The 22,510-nt window shown below is 56.2% G+C and carries 20 protein-coding genes; 4 read left to right on the forward strand and 16 right to left on the reverse strand.

The window, feature by feature from the left end; all coding sequences use genetic code 11:
* Window positions 1-58 precede the first annotated feature (58 nt).
* A complete protein-coding gene (gene pta / locus ACETPC_RS05735; RefSeq protein WP_380179458.1) occupies window positions 59-2,203 on the forward strand; it encodes a phosphate acetyltransferase in 2,145 nt (714 codons plus the stop codon).
* Window positions 2,204-2,494: 291 nt separating this feature from the next.
* Window positions 2,495-3,493, forward strand: a complete 999-nt coding sequence (locus tag ACETPC_RS05740; protein ID WP_380179460.1) for a hypothetical protein — start codon at window positions 2,495-2,497, stop codon at window positions 3,491-3,493.
* A gap of 277 nt (window positions 3,494-3,770) precedes the next feature.
* Here the strand turns inward: ACETPC_RS05740 and yfcD are convergent, their stop codons facing one another.
* Together yfcD and yfcF are read right to left on the reverse strand one after the other, a co-directional pair.
* The gene (yfcD, locus tag ACETPC_RS05745) at window positions 3,771-4,310 is read right to left on the reverse strand and encodes an NUDIX hydrolase YfcD (protein ID WP_380179462.1); all 540 of its coding nucleotides are present in this window, start codon (window positions 4,308-4,310) and stop codon (window positions 3,771-3,773) included.
* Between the two features lie 92 nt (window positions 4,311-4,402).
* The gene (gene yfcF, locus ACETPC_RS05750; RefSeq protein WP_380179464.1) at window positions 4,403-5,050 is read right to left on the reverse strand and encodes a glutathione transferase; all 648 of its coding nucleotides are present in this window, start codon (window positions 5,048-5,050) and stop codon (window positions 4,403-4,405) included.
* Between the two features lie 643 nt (window positions 5,051-5,693).
* Here yfcF and ACETPC_RS05755 point away from each other — a divergent pair.
* Entirely contained in the window at window positions 5,694-8,102 is a 2,409-nt protein-coding gene (locus tag ACETPC_RS05755; protein WP_380179465.1) for a DUF2339 domain-containing protein, read from the forward strand.
* Window positions 8,103-8,214: 112 nt separating this feature from the next.
* Window positions 8,215-9,108, forward strand: a complete 894-nt coding sequence (locus ACETPC_RS05760; RefSeq protein WP_380179467.1) for a TIGR01777 family oxidoreductase — start codon at window positions 8,215-8,217, stop codon at window positions 9,106-9,108.
* Window positions 9,109-9,132: 24 nt separating this feature from the next.
* Here the strand turns inward: ACETPC_RS05760 and hisP are convergent, their stop codons facing one another.
* The 14 genes from hisP to pdxB all read right to left on the reverse strand — a co-directional run bounded on the left by hisP (window position 9,133) and on the right by pdxB (window position 22,405).
* On the reverse strand, window positions 9,133-9,903 hold the full coding sequence (gene hisP / locus ACETPC_RS05765; protein WP_380179468.1) for a histidine ABC transporter ATP-binding protein HisP: 771 nt from the start codon (window positions 9,901-9,903) through the stop codon (window positions 9,133-9,135).
* A gap of 8 nt (window positions 9,904-9,911) precedes the next feature.
* Entirely contained in the window at window positions 9,912-10,628 is a 717-nt protein-coding gene (locus ACETPC_RS05770) for an ABC transporter permease (protein WP_380179470.1), read from the reverse strand.
* Complete coding sequence (hisQ, locus tag ACETPC_RS05775) at window positions 10,625-11,311, reverse strand: histidine ABC transporter permease HisQ (protein WP_380179472.1); 687 nt, start codon at window positions 11,309-11,311, stop codon at window positions 10,625-10,627. Before hisQ ends, ACETPC_RS05770 begins: the two co-directional genes overlap by 4 nt.
* Window positions 11,312-11,391: 80 nt before the next feature.
* Window positions 11,392-12,171, reverse strand: a complete 780-nt coding sequence (gene argT, locus ACETPC_RS05780; RefSeq protein ID WP_380179474.1) for a lysine/arginine/ornithine ABC transporter substrate-binding protein ArgT — start codon at window positions 12,169-12,171, stop codon at window positions 11,392-11,394.
* Window positions 12,172-12,399: 228 nt separating this feature from the next.
* Window positions 12,400-12,969 carry a UbiX family flavin prenyltransferase gene (locus tag ACETPC_RS05785; RefSeq protein WP_380179476.1) on the reverse strand — a complete coding sequence of 190 codons (570 nt, stop codon included), beginning with the start codon at window positions 12,967-12,969 and terminating at the stop codon, window positions 12,400-12,402.
* A gap of 89 nt (window positions 12,970-13,058) precedes the next feature.
* Window positions 13,059-14,576 carry an amidophosphoribosyltransferase gene (gene purF, locus ACETPC_RS05790; protein ID WP_380179478.1) on the reverse strand — a complete coding sequence of 506 codons (1,518 nt, stop codon included), beginning with the start codon at window positions 14,574-14,576 and terminating at the stop codon, window positions 13,059-13,061.
* Between the two features lie 36 nt (window positions 14,577-14,612).
* Window positions 14,613-15,098, reverse strand: coding sequence for a colicin V production protein (gene cvpA / locus ACETPC_RS05795; protein WP_380179480.1), 486 nt, complete (start codon window positions 15,096-15,098; stop codon window positions 14,613-14,615).
* A 329-nt stretch (window positions 15,099-15,427) separates the two neighbouring features.
* On the reverse strand, window positions 15,428-16,132 hold the full coding sequence (gene dedD, locus ACETPC_RS05800; protein WP_380179482.1) for a cell division protein DedD: 705 nt from the start codon (window positions 16,130-16,132) through the stop codon (window positions 15,428-15,430).
* The gene (gene folC / locus ACETPC_RS05805; RefSeq protein ID WP_380179484.1) at window positions 16,122-17,381 is read right to left on the reverse strand and encodes a bifunctional tetrahydrofolate synthase/dihydrofolate synthase; all 1,260 of its coding nucleotides are present in this window, start codon (window positions 17,379-17,381) and stop codon (window positions 16,122-16,124) included. Before folC ends, dedD begins: the two co-directional genes overlap by 11 nt.
* A 63-nt stretch (window positions 17,382-17,444) precedes the next feature.
* Window positions 17,445-18,353, reverse strand: coding sequence for an acetyl-CoA carboxylase, carboxyltransferase subunit beta (gene accD, locus ACETPC_RS05810; RefSeq protein WP_380179486.1), 909 nt, complete (start codon window positions 18,351-18,353; stop codon window positions 17,445-17,447).
* A 329-nt stretch (window positions 18,354-18,682) separates the two neighbouring features.
* Window positions 18,683-19,345 carry a DedA family protein gene (locus ACETPC_RS05815; RefSeq protein WP_380179488.1) on the reverse strand — a complete coding sequence of 221 codons (663 nt, stop codon included), beginning with the start codon at window positions 19,343-19,345 and terminating at the stop codon, window positions 18,683-18,685.
* An 18-nt stretch (window positions 19,346-19,363) separates the two neighbouring features.
* Window positions 19,364-20,164 (reverse strand): tRNA pseudouridine(38-40) synthase TruA, encoded by an 801-nt coding sequence (truA, locus tag ACETPC_RS05820; protein ID WP_380179490.1) that lies wholly within the window; start codon window positions 20,162-20,164, stop codon window positions 19,364-19,366.
* Window positions 20,164-21,174, reverse strand: a complete 1,011-nt coding sequence (locus ACETPC_RS05825; protein WP_380179492.1) for an aspartate-semialdehyde dehydrogenase — start codon at window positions 21,172-21,174, stop codon at window positions 20,164-20,166. The genes truA and ACETPC_RS05825 overlap by 1 nt, the downstream gene beginning before the upstream one ends.
* Before the next feature lie 94 nt (window positions 21,175-21,268).
* Window positions 21,269-22,405, reverse strand: coding sequence for a 4-phosphoerythronate dehydrogenase PdxB (gene pdxB / locus ACETPC_RS05830; protein ID WP_380179494.1), 1,137 nt, complete (start codon window positions 22,403-22,405; stop codon window positions 21,269-21,271).
* Window positions 22,406-22,510: the final 105 nt, after the last annotated feature.

The raw sequence follows: 22,510 nt of genomic DNA on the forward strand, positions 1-22,510 counted from the left end.
TTTTCCGGCAGCTTATAGCGGATTACGATAGCGCGGGTCTAATTTTGAGAGGTCTATTTTGTCTCGTACCATAATGCTAATCCCGACCGGCACCAGCGTCGGTCTTACCAGCGTCAGTCTCGGCGTTATTCGCGCCATGGAGCGTAAGGGCGTCCGTCTGAGCGTATTTAAGCCTATCGCTCAACCTCGCTCCGGCGGCGATTCCCTCGACCAGACGACGCTGATTATTCGCTCGAACTCCGCCATTCCGGCCGCTGAACCGCTGCAGATGAGCCACGTCGAGTCGCTGCTGGGCGCAAACCAGCAGGACGTGCTGATGGAAGAGATCATCGCGCGCTACCACGAAAACACCAAAGATGCCGAGGTGGTGCTGGTGGAAGGCCTGGTGCCGACCCGTAAGCATCAGTTTGCCTCCGCATTGAACTATGAAATCGCCAAAACGCTGAACGCGGAAATCGTGTTTGTGATGTCGCCAGGCAACGATTCGCCGTCAGAGCTACACGAGCGTATTAAGCTGACCCGCAGCAGCTTTGGCGGCAGCAAGAATAAAAACATTACCGGCGTTATCGTTAACAAACTGAATGCGCCAGTGGATGAACAGGGCCGCACCCGTCCCGATCTGTCAGAAATCTTCGACGATTCCACCAAAGCCAGCGTGGCCAATATCGATCCGCAGCAGCTGCTGGTCGATAGCCCACTGCCGGTGCTGGGCTGCGTGCCATGGAGTTTCGATCTGATAGCGACCCGCGCTATTGATATGTGCCATCACCTTAACGCGAAGATTATCAACGAGGGCGATATTGCTACGCGCCGCGTTAAGTCCGTGACTTTCTGCGCCCGCAGCCTGCCGCATATGCTGGAGCATTTCCGTCCGGGTTCGCTGCTGGTTACCTCTGCCGACCGTCCGGACGTGCTGGTCGCCGCCTGCCTGGCAGCGATGAACGGCGTGGAAATCGGTGCCATCCTGCTGACCGGCGGCTATCAGATAGATGAGCCAATTCAACGCCTGTGCGAGCGAGCTTTCGCTACCGGCCTACCGGTGTTTATGGTTAAAACCAACACCTGGCAAACCTCGCTAAGCCTGCAAAGCTTCAACCTTGAGGTGCCGAGCGATGATACCCAGCGTATCGAGCGCGTGCAGGAGTATGTGGCCAGCCATATCAACTCCGACTGGATCGAATCGCTGACCGCAGCTTCTGAACGCAGCCGTCGCCTGTCACCACCAGCGTTCCGCTATCAGTTGACCGAGCTGGCTCGCCAGGCTGGCAAACGCATCGTACTGCCGGAAGGCGACGAGCCGCGCACGGTGAAAGCCGCCGCCATCTGTGCCGAACGCGGCATCGCTACCTGCGTACTATTGGGTAATCCGGAAGAGATCCAGCGCGTGGCCGCAGCGCAAGGCGTAGAGCTGGGTAAAGGTATTGAGATTGTCGATCCGGCCGTCGTGCGCGAAAACTATGTTCCCCGCCTGGTCGAACTGCGTAAAAGCAAAGGTATGACCGAAGTGGTAGCGCAGGAGCAGCTGGAAGACAACGTGATGCTCGGCACCATGATGCTGGAGCGCAGCGAAGTAGACGGCCTGGTTTCCGGCGCGGTACACACTACAGCCAATACTATTCGTCCACCGCTGCAGCTGATTAAAACTGCGCCGGGCAGCTCGCTGGTGTCTTCGGTGTTCTTTATGCTACTGCCGGAGCAGGTACTGGTCTATGGCGACTGTGCAATCAACCCGGATCCTAACCCGGAGCAGCTGGCCGAAATCGCTATTCAGTCGGCAGATTCCGCTACTGCTTTCGGCATTGAGCCGCGCGTGGCGATGATCTCCTACTCTACCGGCAATTCCGGCGCGGGCAGCGACGTAGAAAAAGTGCGCGAGGCGACCCGTCTGGCCAAGGAAAAACGCCCGGATCTGGTGATCGATGGCCCATTGCAATACGACGCTGCCATCATGGCCGACGTAGCCAAATCTAAAGCGCCGGATTCGCCAGTAGCCGGTCGCGCTACGGTGTTTATTTTCCCCGACCTGAACACCGGCAACACCACTTACAAAGCCGTTCAGCGCTCCGCCGATCTTATCTCTATCGGGCCAATGCTGCAGGGCATGCGTAAGCCGGTTAACGATCTGTCACGCGGCGCGCTGGTGGATGATATCGTTTATACCATCGCGCTGACTGCCATTCAGGCAAAACAGGCCGAAGCCTGAGTCAGGCTTTAAATTAAGGCGGATCGAAAGGTCCGCCTTTTTCGTAAGGAAATAAAATAACTTTCTCGCGCGAATAATCGAGAAACCGCTATTTCCCTCATGCCTTCCATTCCCTGCCGCAACGGGCGATATCACAGCCTTTCCTTTTGATATTTATATAAAAAAATACAGAAGAAATAATTCCTGGTAGAATTCAGCTTCCGGTGCCAGGCTTATCATGGCAAGAAGTTGAGTCTTTTCGATAATAGTGTCATCAGGAACCACACCTATATCAGGCAAGGGAGTTTTCTCATGAGCGATAATCACATTCATCCGGTTTACAATGAAGTAAATAGCGGTATTCCGCTAAAGCGTATTTCATGGAGCGCTATTTTCGCAGGCGTTATCTTATCTGTGGTTATTTATTTGCTGTTAACCATTCTGGGAACGGCAGTAGGTGCCACCACTATAGATCCGTTAAAAGAGCAGAACCCGTTTGACGGTCTGGGCACGGGCGCCACGATCTGGACAGGGCTGAGCATGCTGATCTCCGTGGGAGCCGGTGCCTATATTACCGGGCGTCTGGCCCAGCGTGAAGGCGCGCTGCACGGCCTGCTGATGTGGGCCGTTAATACGCTGGTCTGCGTCTGGCTGGTAGTCGCCGTGCTCAGCAGCGCGGTCAGCGGCACCGCCAGCGTACTGGGTTCCGGCTTCAGCATGTTAGGCAACGGTATCTCTTCTATTGCGCCTACAGTCGGGCAGAACATTAAGCAGAAGCTGCAGGAAAACAATATCGATCTAAATAACCTGCAGAACGAGCTGGAAACCACGCTGCGCCAGACCGGCAAGCCGGAACTGCAGCCGGAGAAACTGCAGCAGGATGCCAACCAGGAAGCCAATACTGCGCAAAACCAGGCTGAAAACACTGCGCAGAATCAGCAGAATGCGGATACGGATCTGACCAACTGGTTTAGCGGCGTGATCCAGCGCAACCAGGCCACGCTTCAGGCCGCCGACGTTGACGCGCTGAAAAACATCATTAAAGCGCGTACCGGCAAAAGCGATCAGGAAGTCGATCAGATCGTCGCTCAGACTCAGCAGAGCTACGAGCAGGCTTACCAGAAGTATCAGGAACTGAAAAAACAGGCCGAGCAGAAAGCGCGCGAAGCTGGCGATAAAGCAGCTGCCGCCACGGCAAAAGCAAGCTGGATAACGCTGATTGTCCTGCTGGTTGAAGCCGCTATCGCAGGCTGGTTGGGCATGCTGGGCCGCAGAACGCAGCCTCGTCTGGCCGTTCGCGAAACTCGCTAACGCGATAAATAACAAGGCCGCTTGCGCGGCCTTGAGGTTGATGACAAACCCCAGGTCGCGTTTAAATCTGTGACAGAGCAGCAGAGGCAGATCGGAACACGGACACGCCGTGAACACGGTCCCTGTGGGCTCGGTTGGCGCGTCCATGCGCCAAACGGTCCGTTTATCCGCTCAGCCTCTGCCGCTATCAAGCAGCTGTGTTGCTGTAGAAAAAAGCCAAAATCCAAAAACGGTTTAGGTTTGTCAGCAGTCTGAAGGCCGCTTGCGCGGCCTTTTTTTATGCTTCCGATTCCGCTTTCGCGCGGTTTTGCTCGCCGTTGCGGCTTAGCCACAGCGACAGCGCTTTTAACGAATCATCGGTAAACTCATCGCAGCGCGCGGTGATTTCTTCCGGCGTCATCCAGAATATTTCGTCTACTTCTTCTTCCTGCATGGCGAACGGCCCGTGGGAAACACAGCTGAAAAGTCCGCCCCAGACGCGGCAGTGCTCGTCTTCATAGTAAAAAAGACCGTGTCCGGCGAAAGGAACGGCTGCGATCCCCAGCTCTTCTTCCGCTTCGCGGCGCGCCGATTCCAGCATATCTTCGCCGCTTTGCACCACGCCACCAGCCGTCGCATCCAGCATGCCCGGCATAAAATCTTTGCTCTGCGTCCGGCGCTGCACCAGAATTTTCCCTGCGCCGTTGTGCACCACGATATAGGTTGCGCGATGACGCAAGCATTGCGCCCGCATCTGCGCACGGCTGGACTGTGCGATTACTTCGTTATCTTCATTAACGATATCTACCCATTCCGTGCCGCTTTCTTGCTCCACCATTCCTGACCCTTATCTGTCTGGCGCATTTGCGCTTGTTTATGCTTGCCCGCGCAGTGTGCCACGGGCGGTGCTAAATTAATGATCCCGCCGTGTCATTGCGCAGCGTCTTTTGAAGATTCAGACAGCCAAAGCTGCACCGAGGCTCGCTGCCACTGAAAATGGGCGTAGTCTGCCAGGCGCTCCGGCACGCTGTCGCCATGCAGCGCCAGCCTGTTAATCATTATTGCCAAATCCGTATCCGCAATCGACCACTCGCCGAAAAGATTTTGCTGGCCGTTGGGCAACAGTTGTTCCACAGCGGCGAAAAGCCGGGCAGCCGCCGCCTGTGCCGCTTCGCTCAGCGGTGCGAACTTCTCGTTGGCGAACAGCACCTCGGTTGGACGCTCCTGACGCAGCGGTAGAAAGTCGCTGCGCAGCCAGGCCTGAATTTCACGCGCTTTTGCACGCTTTTCTCTGTTGCGTGGATAAAGGCGTTCAAATTCCGGCGGCGGAAAACGCTCTTCCAGATAGTCGGCGATGGCGGAAGATTCGGAAAGCAGAAAATCATCAATTTGCAAAGCAGGTACGCGGCGCGTCAGGGAAACGGCACCGTAGGCTTCCTGTAGATGCTGGTTGCTGGCAAGATCGACACGTTTGACAGAAAAGGGCACGCCCTTCTCGCTCAGCGCGACAAAAGCAGACATCACATAGGGACTAAAAAAACAGGCATCTGACCACAAAACAACGTTGGGATAGTTCATCCTGAGTTCCTTACAAGGCGGCGTCTGCCTTTTGTTTACCTATTTTTTTCGCAGAAGGCAATCTCTGGCTGAAAGCGCTGCGCTGGCAAGCTTTGGTGATAGCACCAAAACCGCTGAAATTTTTCTTGCCCGCAGATATACTCACTCCGGTTACTGTTTCACAACGTAACCATATAGGGTTATCCTGGACAGCGCCGCAGGCGTCTTTAAAATGGAAGAAAAAATGGAAATGGGTTTTAGTATTTTACTAATTATATTAGTAATTTATTTTTATAAGGAAATAACGGAACAGATAAGCAAGCTAACGGAAATCTGCGAAAAAATAAAAGAATCGCAGGCCGATCCTGAATATTCACTACGGAAACCTTCAGCAAGCGTTAACCGCCGACAGGAAAAAAGCAGCGAGGCACAATCGCTTCCCCCTCAGGTAACGGTAATCAAAGAAAGCGATAACGCCAGCCGCTGCGATAATATCCGACCAATTCAGATTAATTCGCCTCCCGTAGCGGAGGACAATAAAGCAGCTTCTGCTGTCTTGCCGACTCCCTTTCAGACTGCCGCGCCGGAAGTTATCCCAGTGCCCGTTAGCGCCGCGTCTTCCGTGGCTTCTTCTCAACCAATACCTTCTGAGCAGAGAGATCCTTTGCAGGAACCCGCCAGCTGGCGTTCGCTGATCGACCTGAATTTCTCCCGGGAAGCAATGAACTGGTGGAAATGGATCGAGCAGGAATTTGCTTCGCGCTGGATGGTGTGGGCAGGCGGCGCGATCATGGCGCTGGGAGTGATATTTTTGCTGAAAATGGGCAGCGATTATGGCCTGTTCGGTCCAGGATTACGCACAGGCGCCGCCGCTACGCTCAGCCTGGCGATGGTGGCAGGCAGCGAGTGGCTCAGAGGATCCCGCTTTCAGCTGCCTCTGGCGAACTCAAGGTATGTTCCGGCGGCGCTGGCTGGCGCGGGAGTTATCGGGCTCTACGCCACGCTGCTGGCCGGGAAAAATCTCTACGAGCTTTACCCGGTATCGGTTCTGTTTATTGGCCTGATTGCCGTTTCGCTGCTGGCGATGCTGCTGGCATTGCGTCAGGGCGCGTTTATGGCCGCTCTTGGCATTCTGGGCGCCTATATTGTGCCGCTGTTTGTCTCTACCGGCAGCGGTAATATGACCGCATTGCTTTTTTATACCGCGCTGGTCAGTTTTGTTTCCATCGCGTTGATGACGAGGGTTTACCGCTGCTGGCTGTGGCGTGGCGCTATGATCGGCAATTATCTCTGGCTGGCGATTTCTTTTTTTTATTTTCCGCAGGCGCATCAGCCAGCGCGCTCGCTATTCTTGCTGCTGACCAGCTGGGGCTTTTTGGCCTGGCCGCATCTGGGCTGGCAGCTACGCAGCAAAACAAGGCGTCGCGGCGGCTGGGAGCAGTGGCCGGCGGCGCTGAAAGAGCCTTTGCTGACCGGCCTTGTCGCTACGCTAATGCTGGTTGGCCTGACGGTAGCCGAAGAGGCCTCCCTGCTTGCCTCTTCCACGCTGGTTATCGGCTGTTTTGCCCTTTTGCTGTTGGCTCGTCGCTCGCCATCGCTGGATCTGTTTGCCTTGATGGCGGCAACGGCGGCCATCGCTTATCAGCTGTATATCGCTCACAACCGATCCTTCTTGTGGACAGAGGCTTTACCTTTTCTTATCGCACTTGCCATTATTTTTGGCGGCTATGGCCTGTATTGCCTGACGCAGCCGCTCCTGCGCAAAATTTGGTGGGCTGCGCTGGCAACCGGCATTCCCTTAACCCTGGTGGCCGCCGTCTATTTTTCCGCCCCGCACTCCTTTGAGCCAATACTGAAATGGGTAATCATGGCGGTTTGCCTTGCCGTTTATTTTGGCTGGAATCTTTTTAGCGATATTTATCGTCGTCTTGCTTACCCGGTACGTACCCTAATTCAGGCCGCAGCGCAGCTGGCGCTCTTGTTCGGCCTTTATATCTGTTTCAGCGGCGTTACCTTAACTATCCTGCTCGGCCTGCAGCTTTTACTGCTGACCTTATGGGAGCGCTGGCGTAGCATTTCGCTGCTGCACTGGATCCTGAAAGCGCAGACGCTGCTGCTGACGCTTCGCCTTTCCTTTAATCCAGCCATTATGGATTATCCCTCTCCGCTGCATTTTGCTGACTGGACGCTTCCCTGGACGCTGTACGGTTTTGGCCTGCCCGTGCTTTGCCTGTGGCTGAGCGCTAAATGCTATCCCGGCCGCGCTGATAAACAGATGCCGGGCTGGCTGACGGCCAGCGCCCTCTATCTGCTGTCGCTATGGCTCAATATTGAGCTACGCCATCTGCTGCACGGCAGCTATCGCCTGTCGCTGGATTTTGCCTCGCTTAGCGACTGCGCGCTGCATGGGCTGACCTTTGGCATTATGGCCGTGCTCTGGGGCTATCGTGCCGCTTCGGCCAGCGCTTTAAGCCTGCTCTACCGCTGGGCCTCGGCAATAGGCTTTGGCTGCATGCTGCTCTTTACCGCCGCCTCTCTGACACTGTTTAACCCGCTCTGGTCGGCGCAAAACGTCGGTGGCCTGCCCATACTTAATCTGGTTACCGTTGCCTTTGCTTTACCGGCTCTGGTTTTAACCGTGGCTTTACTCTACGGGCCAAAGCAGTTTGGCGATATCAGGTTAAAGCCCTGGCTGGCTGGCACAATAGCCGTGCTGAGCACGGTATTTATTACGCTCACGGTTCGTCAGCTCTGGCACGGCGAGAGGCTGGATAGCGCCATTGTTTTTGCAGGCGAGCAGTATTGCTATTCGCTAACGTGGATGTGCGTCGCCATCGTGGTAATGTATGCCTCTATCCGCTGGCCTAATATTCTGCTGCGCCGGGCCGCGCTAACGGTGCTGGCAGTGATTATCGCCAAGCTCTTTTTATGGGATATGGCGGAGCTCAGAGGCTTTTACCGGCCGCTCTCTTTCCTCGGCCTCGGGCTCTGTTTAATCGCCGTTGGCTGGTGCTATCAAAAATTTGTGGTGATGGCGCTGTCCGATAAGAAACAACAGTCTCAGGAAAGCTGATCTTTTCGGGTGGAATTGCCTGCGATAAGGCGAAGTTTTCAGGCCGCGCCGCTACGTCTGGCAACTTCGCCTAAGCTTATGGCATTAGCGCTATGTTCTGAGGAGAGACAGCATGCATATTTTACTCACGGGCGGCACCGGTCTGATCGGCAGCCATCTGATTCCTCGTCTTCTCTCACGCGGCGACAGCGTGAGCGTAGTAACCCGAGACGTTGTTACCGCTCGTCATAAGCTGGGCGAAAAAGTCAGCCTGTGGTCAGGGCTGGATCAGCAGCGCAATCTGGACGGTGTGGATGCCGTAATCAACCTGGCTGGCGAACCTATCGCCGACAAACGCTGGACAGAACAGCAAAAGCAGCAGCTGTGCGAAAGCCGCTGGCAGATTACCGAAAAGCTGGCGACGCTGATCAACGCCAGCGCTACGCCGCCAAAAGTTTTTATTTCCGGCTCGGCTACAGGCTTTTATGGCGATACTGGCGATCTGGTAATGACAGAGGAGGATCCGGGCCATCAGGAGTTTACCCATGAGCTGTGCGCGCACTGGGAAAAGCTGGCGAAGGCCGCCGACAGCGACAGAACCCGCGTTTGTCTGCTGCGCACCGGCGTGGTATTAGCGAAAGAAGGCGGCGCGTTGAGCAAAATGAAACTGCCCTTTAAGCTGGGTATCGGCGGCCCGCTTGGCAGCGGCCAGCAATATATGCCGTGGATCCACCTGGAAGATATGCTCAACGCCATTCTGTGGCTGTTGGATAACCCTGAGCTGCGCGGCCCCTTTAATATGGTGGCGCCTTATGCGGTTCGCAACGAGCAATTCGCCGCCCTGTTAGGCAAGGCGCTACACCGCCCCGCTTTTATGCGCACACCGGCCAGCGCAATCAAGTTGATGATGGGGGAATCTTCGGTGCTGGTGCTGGGCGGCCAGCACGTGCTGCCGAAACGGCTGGAGGATTCGGGCTTTAACTTTCGCTGGTATCAGCTGGATGAAGCGCTGGCGGATGTGGTGTAACTCAGGCCCCGCCAGCCACAGGCTCTACTTCAGCGCGCCCGACAAAAACTGTTGCAGGCGCGGGCTTTGCGGATTATTAAACAGCGCCTCCGGCGGCCCTTCTTCTTCGATCCTGCCCTGATGCAGAAAAATCACATGGCTGGAAACGTGACGGGCGAACTCCATTTCGTGCGTCACCACCACCATGGTTTTGCCCTCTTCCGCCAGCTTTTGCATAATGCGCAGCACTTCGCCGACCAGCTCTGGGTCCAGCGCGGAAGTCGGCTCATCAAACAGCAAGACTTCCGGCTCCATCGCCAGCGCGCGGGCGATTGAAACGCGCTGCTGCTGTCCGCCGGAAAGGTTCACCGGATATTTCGCTCTTGCCCGCTCGTCGATACCGACTTTATCCAGATAACGTATTGCTCGCGTCTGCGCTTCGGCCTTGCTTAAACCCAATACCTGAATCGGCGCTTCCATTACGTTTTGCAGCACCGTCATATGGCTCCAGAGGTTAAAATGCTGAAACACCATGGTGAGGCTGGTACGCAGTTCACGCAGCTGCTTTTTATCAGCAACTTTTAGCTGGCCGTCGCTATCGCGCACCAGGTTGATCGGCTGGCCGTTAACGGCAATTGAGCCTTCGCCGGGCTTTTCCAGAAAGTTAATGCAGCGCAGAAATGTGCTCTTCCCCGACCCTGAAGAGCCGATAATGGAGATGACGTCGCCGGCTTTTGCCTGCAGCGAAACGCCTTTCAGCACTTCATGATCGCCATAGCTTTTGTGCAGCTCGGTAACGTTTAATTTAGTGGCCATAACTCTACTCAATGGGTCGATGAAGGCTTAACATGCGCCAGCCAGCGCCGCTCCGCCTTGCGAAACAGGCTAATCAGCAAATAAGAGATCAGCAGATAGAGCACCGCCGCAATGCCGAAAGCGGTAAACGGCTGATAGGTAGCGGAATTGATATCGCGTGCCACCTTCAGCAAATCGGGTACGGTCGCGGTAAAGGCCAGCGCCGTGGAGTGCAGCATCAGGATTACTTCATTGCTGTAGGCGGGTAACGCAATACGCAGCGCCGAGGGCAGAATAATGCAGCGCCACAGCTTAAAGGTCGAAAAACCATAGGCGCGCGCCGCCTCGATTTCGCCATGCGGCACCGCGCGGATAGCGCCAGCAAAAATTTCGGTAGTGTAGGCGCAGGTATTCAGCGTTAACGCCAGCAGCGTACAGTTCAGGCCGCTGCGGAAAAAGGCGTTGAGCAGTTCGCTGCCCTTGACCACCTCCAGCGTGTACATGCCGGAATAGAACACCAGCAGCTGCACATATAGCGGCGTACCGCGAAAAATATAAGTAAACAGCCAGACCGGAAAGCGCACGGCTTTAAGGCTGGAGACGCGGGCAATCGCCATCAGTACCGCCAGACAGCCGCCCAGCGCTACGGAGACCACCAGCAGCCACAGCGTGATCGCCACGCCGGAAAAGCGATAGCCGTCCGTCCACAGCAGAGCTTTCCAGTATTCCTGCAAGATATCGGTCATAGCTCTGCCCTCTTCACGCCCACAGAATAGCGGCGGTTAAGCCACCACAGTACGCCGTTGGAGAGCGTAGTGAATATCAGGTAAATCACGCCGGCCACAATGGCGAAATAAAACGGCTGCCAGGTGCTTTTGCCCGCCAGCTGCGTAGCTTTTACCACATCTTCCAGGCCCAGCAGCGAGACCAGCGCGGTGGCTTTCAGGATCACCTGCCAGTTATTGCCGATGCCCGGCAGCGCATAGCGCATCATGGCCGGAAACAGGATACGGCGAAAAATTTGCGCGCTGGTAAAACCGTAAGCGGTAGCCGCCTCGATTTGGCCTTTCGGTACCGCCATAAAAGCGCCGCGAAAGGTTTCGGTAAAATAGGCGCCATAGATAAACCCCAGCGTGATAATGCCTGCCGCCATGGGATCGATATCGAACTGGCTGACGCCAAGCAAATCGGTAAGCTGGTTCAGCGCGATTTGCAGACCGTAGAAGATTAGCAGCATCAGCACCAGATCGGGGACGCCACGGATCAGCGTAGTGTAGCCTTCGAAAAGCATCGCCAGCGGACGACGCCTGGAGAGTTTTGCGCTCGCGCCGATCAGCCCCAGAACCACCGACAGCAGCACCGAGCTGAGCGCCAGTTCCAGCGTTACCATCGCGCCTTTGAAAATAATTGCAGAGTAGCCGTACAGCATTAGCCGTTTCCCGTCTTAGTCAGGGCTCCGTCACGCGGAGCGAATCGGGGGCCGCCAGCGCCGCCCCCTGACAGGTTTTCTTAACCGCCGTACACGTCAAAGTTGAAGTACTTTTTCGCCAGCTTGTCGTAGGTGCCGTCTTTACGCATCTCAGCGAAAGCTTTATCGATAGCGGCTTTCAGCTCGGTGTTCTCTTTAGGCAGGCCGATACCCGTGCCCACGCCGAAGATTTTGTCATCTTTCACTGCCGGGCCGGCAAAGGCGTAATCTTTGCCGACGGGCTGCTTAAGGAAGCCTTCGCTGGCGGCCACTTCATCCTGGAAAGCGGCATCAATACGGCCTGCGGTCAGATCCTGGTAGACCAGATCCTGATTGGCATAAGGCGTAACGGTAACGCCCTGAGCGCGCCAGTTTTGGTTGGCATAGGTTTCCTGGGTGGTGCCCTGTAGCAGACCAATGGTTTTACCTTTCAGCGAGGCGATAGTCGGCTCGATTTTCGATCCTTTCGGCGCGATCAGGCGTGAATTCGCCGCATAGAGCTTTTCAGAAAAAGCGATCTCCTGCTGGCGCTTTTCGGTAATAGAAAGCGAGGAGATGATCGCATCGATCTTCTTCGCCTTCAGCGACGGGATAAGCGCGTCAAAATCGCTTTCCACAAAGGTGCAACTGGTTGCCATGCGCTTGCAGATCTCTTTTGCCAGATCGATATCAAAGCCCACCAGCTCGCCCTGAGCGTTTTTGGATTCAAACGGCGCGTAGGTTGGATCGGTGCCGATACGCAGCGTTTTTGGCACGGCGGCAAAGGCGCTGCTGGCAGAAATAGCCAGTAGCAGAGAAAGAGCCATAACCTGCTTTTTCATAGATTATCCTCAGAGTCACTTTTATTATGGATGGGCCAGCGTAAACACTTGCAGCTTTCATGCCATATTTACTCAGAGGAAAAAGCCCGGTTAAAGCCAGCGGCAGGTTAACAAAACGCGCTATGGCGGCAATCAGAAGCGCTGCCAATGCGCCGCTTTGGTGCAATTTCTGCACGCAAAGCGCTTTTAGCGGAAAATTTGCACCAAAATAAAGCAGGAGACGGGCGTCTACGCACCTTGCCAGCGCGTAAATAAATCCTTATCCAGTTCGATATCAAACTGATCGAGCACGCGGTTAACCGTCTGATCGACGATATCCATCACCTTTTCGGGACGATGGTAAAAAGCTGGCACAGGCGGCATGATAATTGCGCCCAGCTCCGCTGCCGTAGTCATCATACGTAAGTGCCCAAGATGCAGCGGCGTTTCGCGTACGCAAAGTACCAGACGACGGCGCTCTTTCAGGATTACATCCGCCGCGCGCGTCAGTAAACCATCACTGTAGCTGTGCACGATGCCGGAGAGGGTTTTCATTGAACAGGGCAGGATCGCCATACCATCGGTTTTAAAGGAGCCGGAAGAGATGCTGGCGGCGATATCCCGCGCGTCGTGCACAACATCCGCCATTGCCTGCACGTCGCGCACCGAGTAGTCGCTCTCCAGCGCCAGAGTCTGCCGCGCCGCCTGGCTCATTACCAAATGCGTTTCTACATTGCCGACCTGTTGCAGGATTTGCAGCGTGCGCACGCCGTAAATAACGCCGCTGGCGCCCGAGATGCCGATGATAAGTCTTTTCATAATAGTCCTTAGCCATGCTGTGTCGGCACCGCAAAAAAAATGGGCCGGAATTGCTTCCGACCCATGATACCAGGAAACCCGCAGGGAAATTAGCCCTCGTTGTGCATTTCCAGGTTTTCTACTTCGTTCTGGCGCGCTACCGCTTTGGCGTCGTCGTTACGCAGCGACTGGATATGTTCCAGATAGCGCTGGTCGACATCTTTGGTCACATAGACGCCGTTAAATACGGAACACTCAAACTGCGCGATATCCGGATTCTCTTCGCGTACCGCTTCGATAAGATCGTCCAGATCCTGGAAAATCAGCGCATCGGCTTTGATCAGCTTGCAGATCTCGTCTACTTCGCGACCATGGGCGATCAGCTCGGTGGCGCTTGGCATATCGATGCCGTACACGTTAGGGAAGCGAATTTCCGGCGCGGCCGAAGCCAGATAGACTTTTTTCGCGCCCGCTTCGCGCGCCATTTCGATAATCTGCTCCGAAGTGGTGCCGCGCACAATGGAGTCATCTACCAGCAGCACATTTTTGCCACGGAACTCTGCACGGTTGGCGTTGAGCTTGCGGCGTACCGCGCTGCGACGCTGATGCTGGCCCGGCATGATAAAGGTGCGGCCTACGTAGCGGTTTTTCACAAACCCCTGACGGTACGGCTTATTCAGGATACGGGCCATCTCCAGCGCGATATCGCAGGAGGTTTCCGGAATTGGAATAACCACGTCGATATCCAGATCTTCCCATTCGCGGGCGATTTTTTCGCCCAGCTTGGTGCCCATCCGCACGCGCGCGCTATAGACGGAGATCTTATCCAGGAAGGAATCCGGGCGAGCAAAATAGACATACTCAAACAGGCACGGATTGAATTTAGGATTCTCTGCGCACTGACGGGTAAACAGCTGCCCTTTCTCAGTGACATAAACCGCTTCGCCCGGCGCTACGTCGCGCAGGAATTCAAAGCCCAGCGTATCCAGCGCCACGCTTTCAGAAGCGACCATATATTCATTACGGCCATCTTTCATCGCGCGCTTGCCGATCACCAGCGGACGAATGCCGTTAGGATCGCGGAAAGCCACCAGGCCGTGACCGATAATCATCGCCACGCAGGCGTAAGCGCCGCGCACGTGCTGGTGCACCGCCGCCACTGCAGCAAAAATGTTTTCTGCTTCCAGCGGGTAGTGCTGAAAACGATCCAGCTCCTGCGCGAAGATATTGAGCAGGATTTCCGAATCGGAAGTGGTGTTAACGTGGCGGCGGCCGCTTTCGAATAGCTGCTTACGCAGCTCGTGAGCGTTGGTCAGGTTGCCATTGTGCGCCAGGGTGATGCCGTAAGGCGAGTTAACGTAGAAAGGCTGCGCTTCGGAAGCGCTGGAGCTTCCGGCGGTCGGGTAGCGGACGTGGCCGATGCCCATATTGCCCTGCAGACGCTGCATATGGCGGGCTTCAAAAACATCGCTCACCAGACCGTTCGCTTTACGCAGGCGAAAGCAGTTTAGGGCATCAATGGTAACGATGCCTGCGGCATCCTGGCCACGGTGCTGCAGCACCGTTAACGCATCATAAATCGACTGGTTGACCGGCATAAAACCGGCGATCCCGACAATACCGCACATGTGGTCATTTCCTCATAAGCCGCAACCCCGGTTCGATTACCGGGGTAAAAAACTCGACGTGCTTTTCAGGTAGTCGAAAAACCACCTGATAATATAGCTAAACTGGGGAATCAGCTGGGACTGTTGCCAGTCCTGGCTTTTGGAAAAGCCGGTGAAGGTATCAAGGAAAAACAGCATGGCCGACACAATCAGTACGCCGCGTAATGCCCCGAAACAGACTCCCAGCACCCTGTCGGTTCCCGACAGGCCGGTTTTTTCAACCAGCGAGCCAATCACATAGTTGACTATCGCCCCAACGATTAGCGTGGCGACAAACAACGCCGCAATGGCGATTCCATTTCGAACCAGTTCGTCTTCAAAACCTGTGAACCAGACAGCAAGGAAGGAGTAGTAATGACTGGCGACAAAAAATGCGCAACCCCAGGTGACGAGCGATAGTGCTTCCCGAACGAACCCGCGGATCAGGCTGACAAGAGCCGAAAAACCAATAACCGCAATAATGACGTAATCTATCCAGACCATGAACTCTTCCAGCGACTGTGCCTCTGATCAGGCGGCGTTTCTGTGCGCGATGCCGCGGCGGCACTGGGCGACACAGGGACGCAACCTGAGTTCGGGGCGAATTCTAACAGAAAAAGAAAACGTTTGCGTAGCTTTTCCTTTGCCGTCCTGATGAAAACCGGGCGTGAAAAAAACCAGCCTTGCGCCTGCGGGGAAAACAAGAAAACAGGCTGGCCGCTATGCCACGGCAACTGTTTGTTTTAGCTCTTTTTACAGGCCGCCGCCCGGCGTGAAGCGGCGGCCTGGTTTAGCGCCTGAAAGGCACTGTCTTCTACAACGATAGTGAGAACCTAACGAGCACTGTAAGGTTTAACTACGCCGCTTAGCCCGGAAATGCCTTTCAGCTCGCCGATAGCGCCCTGCATTTTAGCCTTTGAGGCATCCGGCCCAACGTACACGCGGGTGATCTCGCCCTGCACCGGCGTCGAAGGTACGGTAAAGGCGCGATAGCCAGAAAGACGCAGCGAGGCGACGATCTCATTAACCTTAGCGGCGTTTTTCAACGCGCCCAGCTGCACGACCCAGGCCTGGCCGCTCGGCGCGCTCTCCTGCTGGGCCGGTTTTAGCTCAGGCTTCGGCTCCGGTTTGGGTTCCGGTTTCGGCTTCTCTACGGGCTTCGGCTGCGGTTTTGGCTTCTCTACCGGCTTTTCTACCGGTTTTGTCTCAACGTGACGCACCGGCGGTGGCGACACCACGGTCGGCTGGTTGTTGGCCTGCGGCGCGGTAGAACCGCTTTCCGCCTGCGAAGTGTTTTCGCTGGTCTGGCCTTTTATCGCCGTGCCCGCGCCTTCCGGCGGCTGAGCCGGCAGCGACTGCGTAACCGGCGGCACCATTTCCGTTTCCTGCTGGTCGCCAGGCTTGGGCACCAGCGGGATCGCGGCGAACTCTTCTTTATAATGCTTTTTCTTGCCATCCAGCAGGCCCGGCAGCACGATCACGCCCAGCGCCACTATAATAACCGTTCCCACTAAACGATTCTGAAACTTACTTGCCACTGCCACTCTCCGTTTCCAGCGTTTCCATTACCTGCGCGACGGTGTGGAAAGAGCCGCACACCAGTACGATATCCTCCACTCTGGCCTGCTGCTTCGCCTGATGAAAAGCGGCCGCCACGCTGGCGAAAGTCTGCGCGCCCGGCAAATGCGCCAGCAGTTGCTCTGCCGTTGCGCCTCTCGGCCCTTCCAGCGGCGCGCAGTACCAACAGTCTACCTGCGGCGCCAGACAAGCCAGCGTACCGGCGATATCCTTGTCGTGCAGCATGCCCACTACGGCGTGCACACGACCGGTTTTTGGCAGCTCACCCAGGCGCCCGGCCAGATAGCCTGCCGCATGCGGGTTGTGCGCCACATCCAGAATAATGCGTGGCGACGTCCCAACGGTCTGAAAACGGCCAGGCAAAATAGCTTTATCCAGCTCGTAGAGCGTGGCGTCGTCAACTTTTAACGACGAGGCTCGTAGCGCGGCAAGCGCGGTAGCGGCATTCGGCAACGGCACCTGCGGCAAAGGCAGGCCGCTTAACGTGCCGTGCGCATCGGTAAAGCTCCAACTGCTTTCGCCGACGCTGTATGACCAATCCCGGCCACGCTTCAGCAAGTTCGCGCCCAGCTCGTCGGCTACATCGCCGATAGTGTGCGGCATGTCGGGTTCACCAACCACTGCGGGTTTGCCACCGCGAAACACGCCCGCTTTTTCCCGGCCAATGCTCTCACGATCCGGGCCAAGCCAGTCAGTATGATCGAGGGCGATACTGGTGATTACGGCGACATCAGCATCGACGATATTGGTGGCGTCCAGACGGCCGCCCAGCCCAACTTCAAGAATGACCACATCCAGCTGCGCGCGCTTAAACAACCACAGCGCGGAAAGCGTGCCGTATTCAAAATAGGTCAGGGATGTTTCGCCGCGCCCTTTTTCTATATCGGCAAAGGATGCGGTGTGATCGGCTTCCGCCAGCTCTTCGCCCTGAATGCGCACGCGTTCGGTATAGCGCACCAGATGCGGCGAGCTGTAGACGCCGACGCGATAGCCTGCGGCTATCAGTAGCGTTTCCAGCGTGCGGCAGGTGGTTCCCTTGCCGTTAGTGCCGGCGACGGTAAAGATAAAGGGCGCAGGTTTAAGAAGGTCGAGTTGGGCAGCAACGCGCTGAACGCGCGCCAGGCCAAGTTCGATAGCCTGAGAATGCAGATTCTCAAGATAATGAAGCCACGTGACCAAAGGCGACGTGGCTTGAGGAAGATTATCCATGTATCCCGTTCACTGGTTACGATTCATTGGCGAAAGGGCGACGTGCGCCCTTTCGGTTATCGGTCAGGCTTCCGGGCTTTGCGGCGCCTCTTCCACTTCCTGCAGACGTTCTTCCTGCGGCTGCGGCAGATTCATCATCTTCGCCAGCACGCTGGCCAGCTTGAAGCGCATTACCGGACGACGCACGATCATATCGATAGCGCCCTTCTCGATCAGGAACTCGCTGCGCTGGAAGCCCGGCGGCAGTTTTTCACGCACGGTCTGTTCGATAACGCGCGGGCCGGCAAAGCCGATCAGCGCTTTCGGCTCGGCGATGTTCAGATCGCCCAGCATCGCGAAGCTGGCGGAAACGCCGCCCATAGTCGGGTCGGTCAGCACCGAGATATAAGGCAGGCCGCGTTCCTGCATTTTTGCCAGCGCGGCGCTGGTTTTGGCCATCTGCATTAGCGACATCAGCGCTTCCTGCATACGTGCGCCACCGGAGGCGGAGAAGCAGATCAGCGGGCAGTTGTCTTCTAAAGCCTGCTCAACGGCGCGAACAAAGCGCGCGCCAACCACAGAACCCATAGAGCCGCCCATAAAGGAGAACTCAAAAGCGGCCGCCACAACCGGCATACCGTGCAGCGTGCCTTTCATCACGATCAGCGCGTCTTTTTCGTCGGTGTCTTTCTGCGCCGCAGCCAGACGATCCTTGTATTTTTTGGAATCCCGGAACTTGAGCACATCTTTCGGCTCCAGCTCGCTGCCCAGTTCGGTCATCGAACCTTCGTCCAGCAGGCTGTGCAGGCGTTCACGTCCGTGCATACGCATGTGGTGATCGCATTTCGGGCAAACTTCCAGATTACGTTCCAGCTCGGCGCGGTAGAGAACCTGGCCGCAGCTGTCGCATTTGGTCCAGACCCCTTCCGGAATGCTGGCTTTGCGCGATGGGGTAATTGTGCTCTTGTTGAGAATTCTTTCAATCCAGCTCATTGATGACCTGTTATGTTGTTTGTTGTGCTAAATCAGATACTTAACACAGATTATCGCCTGAGAATTAGGCGGTATTACACCATAAAACAGTTTGGTGCGCTACCTATTCGTCAAGGGAGCGATTTTCTCTTCAATGCCGCGGCATACCGGGACTCCAGGCTGTTTATTTCTCATTCGCGAGGCGTTCTGCGACCATAACGGCAAAATTCAGGGAATGGATGAAAGCGTTGAGGAAAACAGGGAAAAAAAGTAGAAGAAGCAAGAAAAAGGGGGAAAGAGGATAGAAAAAAGTGCCCGCCGCTGCTGTCAGCGTGCGGGCGCTAAAAAGGCTACTGCGTTTTCTGCTGGCGCGCCGCACGGCGATGGCGCAACACTTCCACTACGCCCGGCAGCACGGACACCAGGATAATAGCGATGATCAGATAGTGCAGGTTTTTCTGGATCGCTGGCAGATTGCCAAAGAAGTAACCGGCATAAGAGAACAGCACTACCCAGAGCACGCCGCCCACTACGTTAAACAGCCCGAAATGGCGATAGGACATTTTGCCCATCCCGGCTACGAAAGGCGCAAAGGTTCGGACGATGGGCACAAAGCGGGCCAGGATAATGGTCTTGCCGCCGTGACGCTCATAGAACTGATGGGTTTTATCCAGATAGCTGCGGCGAAAAATCTTCGAGTTAGGGTTGCTGAACAGCTTGTTGCCAAACAGCCGCCCTATGGTGTAATTCACCGCATCGCCGATGATAGCCGCCGCACACAGCAGCAGAGCCATCAGATGCACATTCAGCGCGCTATCCGGGATTGCCGCCAGCGCGCCCGCCACAAACAGCAGAGAATCGCCGGGCAGAAAAGGTGTGACCACCAGCCCCGTTTCGCAAAACAGAATCAAAAACAGAATGGCGTAAATCCAGACGCCGTACTGCGCCACCATCGCCTGCAAATGCACATCGATGTGCAAAATAAAGTCGATGAGGGTGTGAATCACTTCCATAGCGGGTTCCTTAATGCGTTAATCCTCGAGGAACAGCGGTCCCATCGGCGGACGTGGTAAATCGTAACGTTCAGGGTAATCGACCGCGACCAGATAAAGCCCTTCGGCTTTAGCCGTCGCCGCCGCCAGCGTGCGGTCTTTCGCCGCCAGCAGCTCGGCTATCCAGCTCTCCTGCTGATTTCCACAGCCTACTTCCATCAGGCTACCAACAATGTTGCGCACCATATGGTGCACAAAAGCATTGGCTTTGATATCCACCACCACATAAGCCCCGTGACGGCTGACATTAAGGTGCATCACATTACGCCAGGGCGTACGCGACTGACACTGCACGGCGCGAAAAGAGGTAAAGTCGTTTTCGCCCAGCAGCGCCTGCCCCGCGCGCTGCATTTTCTCCGCATCCAGAGGATGGTAATAGTGCGTAACACCGCCGTGTAGAATAGCCGGACGCAGACGGCGGTTATAGATAACGTAGCGATAGCGCCGCGCGGTGGCACTAAAGCGGGCGTGGAAATCCTCCGCCACCGGCTTTACCCAGCGCACTGCGATATCGTCCGGTAGGTTAGCGTTAACGCCCAGCGTCCAGGCGGCATCTTTACGCAGCGAAGTGGTTTCAAAGTGCACCACCTGGCCGGTTCCATGCACCCCGGCATCGGTTCGCCCGGCGCAGAATACCACTACCGGATGATTAGCTACCTGTGAGAGCGCCTTTTCCAGCTTCTCCTGCACGCTTCTGACTTCCTGCTGTCGCTGCCAGCCGTAATAGCGGCTGCCGTCGTATTCAATGCCTAACGCCAGCTTATAAGTCTCTGCCGTCATTACCAGAAATACTCCTGCACCAGCTTCTCGGCGGTTTTAACCGCCATCAGTGCGCCACCAAAGCGTACGTTGTCCGCCACCGACCAGAATTGCAGCAGTTCAGGAACACCGTAGTCGTTGCGCAGACAGCCCAGGCTGAGCTGTGCGTTGCCGGAAGCATCGCCAACCTGCGTTGGATAATCGTTTTCATCGGAGAGCGCGATATCTTCCGCCTGCAGCAGCGCCTCACGCGCTTCTTCCGCTGACATAGGCCGCAGATTCTCTACGTGGACGATCTGCGCATTACCATAGAAAACCGGCGCCTGAATGGTGGATACCGCGATCGGCAAGCCCTCATCCTGTAACACCTTGCGCACCTGATCGACCAGGCGGCGCTCCTGCACCACGCTGCCTTCTGCATCCGGCAGCAGCGGCAGCATGTTGAATGCCAGCTGGCGGCCAAAGAAGTTCTCTTCCGCCGGGATACCGTTCAGCAACCGCGCGCTTTCACCCGCCAGCGAGTCTACGGCGGCTTTGCCGTGCGCCGAAGCTGCGATCAGGCTGGTGACCTGCAAACGGCCCAGCCCGGCCTGATCTACCAGCGGTTTGATCGCGCACAGCAGCTGGCTGGTGACGCTGTCGGCTACGCTGACAATATTGCGGTTACGGTAGTCCGCCAGCACCTGTGGATTGACATCCGGCACTACCAGCGGCACATCCGGCTCCAGCGCGAAAAGATCGCTGGTATCTATCACCAGACAGCCAGCGCTGGCGGCTTCTTCGGCATAGCGCGCGGAAGCCTCGCGTCCGGCAGCGAAGAAGGCCAGCTGCACCTGCGACCAGTCAAAATCGCTGGCGTTGCCGACCAGCAGCGTTCTGCCTTCAAAACGCAGGCTCTCACCCGCGCTGCGCTCGCTCGCCAGCAAATGCAGCTCACCAACCGGGAACTGGCGCTCGGCCAGTAGTTCCAGTACTGCTCCCCCTACTGCGCCTGTCGCGCCCAGTAGCGCAATATTCCAGCCGTCAGACATGTTGGTTTACTCCAGATAATGTACATAAAAAACAGAGGGCGGTGACGCCACCGCCCGACGATTCAGAATTTTTCGCAGCCTGCCGCCTGAATTTTTAGCTATCCGACTGCCAAAAAGCGCCGAATCCCAGCTTCGACAGCAGCTCTGCGGTGCTAGCGGTATCGCACTGCACGCGTAGCGACGACCATTCGCGACGCTCCAGATAATTTTTACGCAGGCGATCGAACTCGCCCGGTATGGCCGCAACTTTACGCAGCGGAGCGTCATCGCGGCGCACATCATACACCAGATGCACCAGTCTTTTCAGCGTTGGCTGATCCAGCTCGCCGCGTAGGGTAATCTGCCCAAATTCCGGCGCGGGCAGCAGCGTTTCCAGCGCGATCTGCTGCGGAGTACCCAGAAAAGCCGTCCAGGCTTCAAAAACCTGAGTGGTGCCGCGCGCCTTGCCTTCCAGCGTGTAGCCCGCGATATGGGCAGTGGCGATATCCACTTTTTCCAGCAGCGGCAAAGAAAGCTCCGGCTCCGGTTCCCAGACATCCAGCACCACGCTGAGATCGCGGCGCTTTTCCAGCACCTTCAGCAGCGCCTGGTTGTCCACCACCGGGCCGCGGCAGGCGTTAATCAAAATGGCGTTGGGACGCAGCGCCATCAGCAGCGCCTCGTCGGCAAGATGCAGCGTTTTGTACTCGCCCTGTTTAAACAGCGGCGTATGGAAAGTCAGGATATCGGCTTCAGCAACCAGTTGGGAAAGCGGCAGGAAATCGCCCTCGTCGCCACGATCGGCGCGCGGCGGATCGCACAGTAACGTGCGAATGCCCAGGGCCTCCAGGCGAGTCTGCAAACGACCGCCAACGTTGCCGACGCCAACGATGCCGACGGTACGATCTTTCAGCTCAAAACCATCGCGCTCGGCGAGTAACAGCAGCGAGGAAAAAACATATTCCACTACGGCGATAGCGTTGCAGCCGGGCGCGGCCGAAAAAGCGATGCCCTGCTGCTGAAGAAAAGCCTCATCAATATGATCGGTGCCTGCCGTAGCCGTGCCGACGAATTTAACCGGCTTGCCGCTCAGTAGCTCAGCGTTAACCTTAGTGACGGAACGCACCATCAGGCCATCGGCATCGTTCAGCTCGGCCTGCGGCACGGGACGGCCAGGCACGGCGACCACTTCACCGGTGCGGCTGAAGAGTTCGCGGGCGTAAGGCATATTTTCATCAACGAGAATTTTCACAATCGGTTTCCTGCTCGGTAACGGTGAGGGGCGCTATTCTGCCATAAAGCGGCGTAAGGGATAAGCTTGCGGTGCGGCAAGGCAGGTAATTTAGAGGGCGCAGGC

Source organism: Pantoea sp. sgz302252 (genome assembly GCF_042610525.1).
Classification (GTDB): domain Bacteria; phylum Pseudomonadota; class Gammaproteobacteria; order Enterobacterales; family Enterobacteriaceae; genus Erwinia.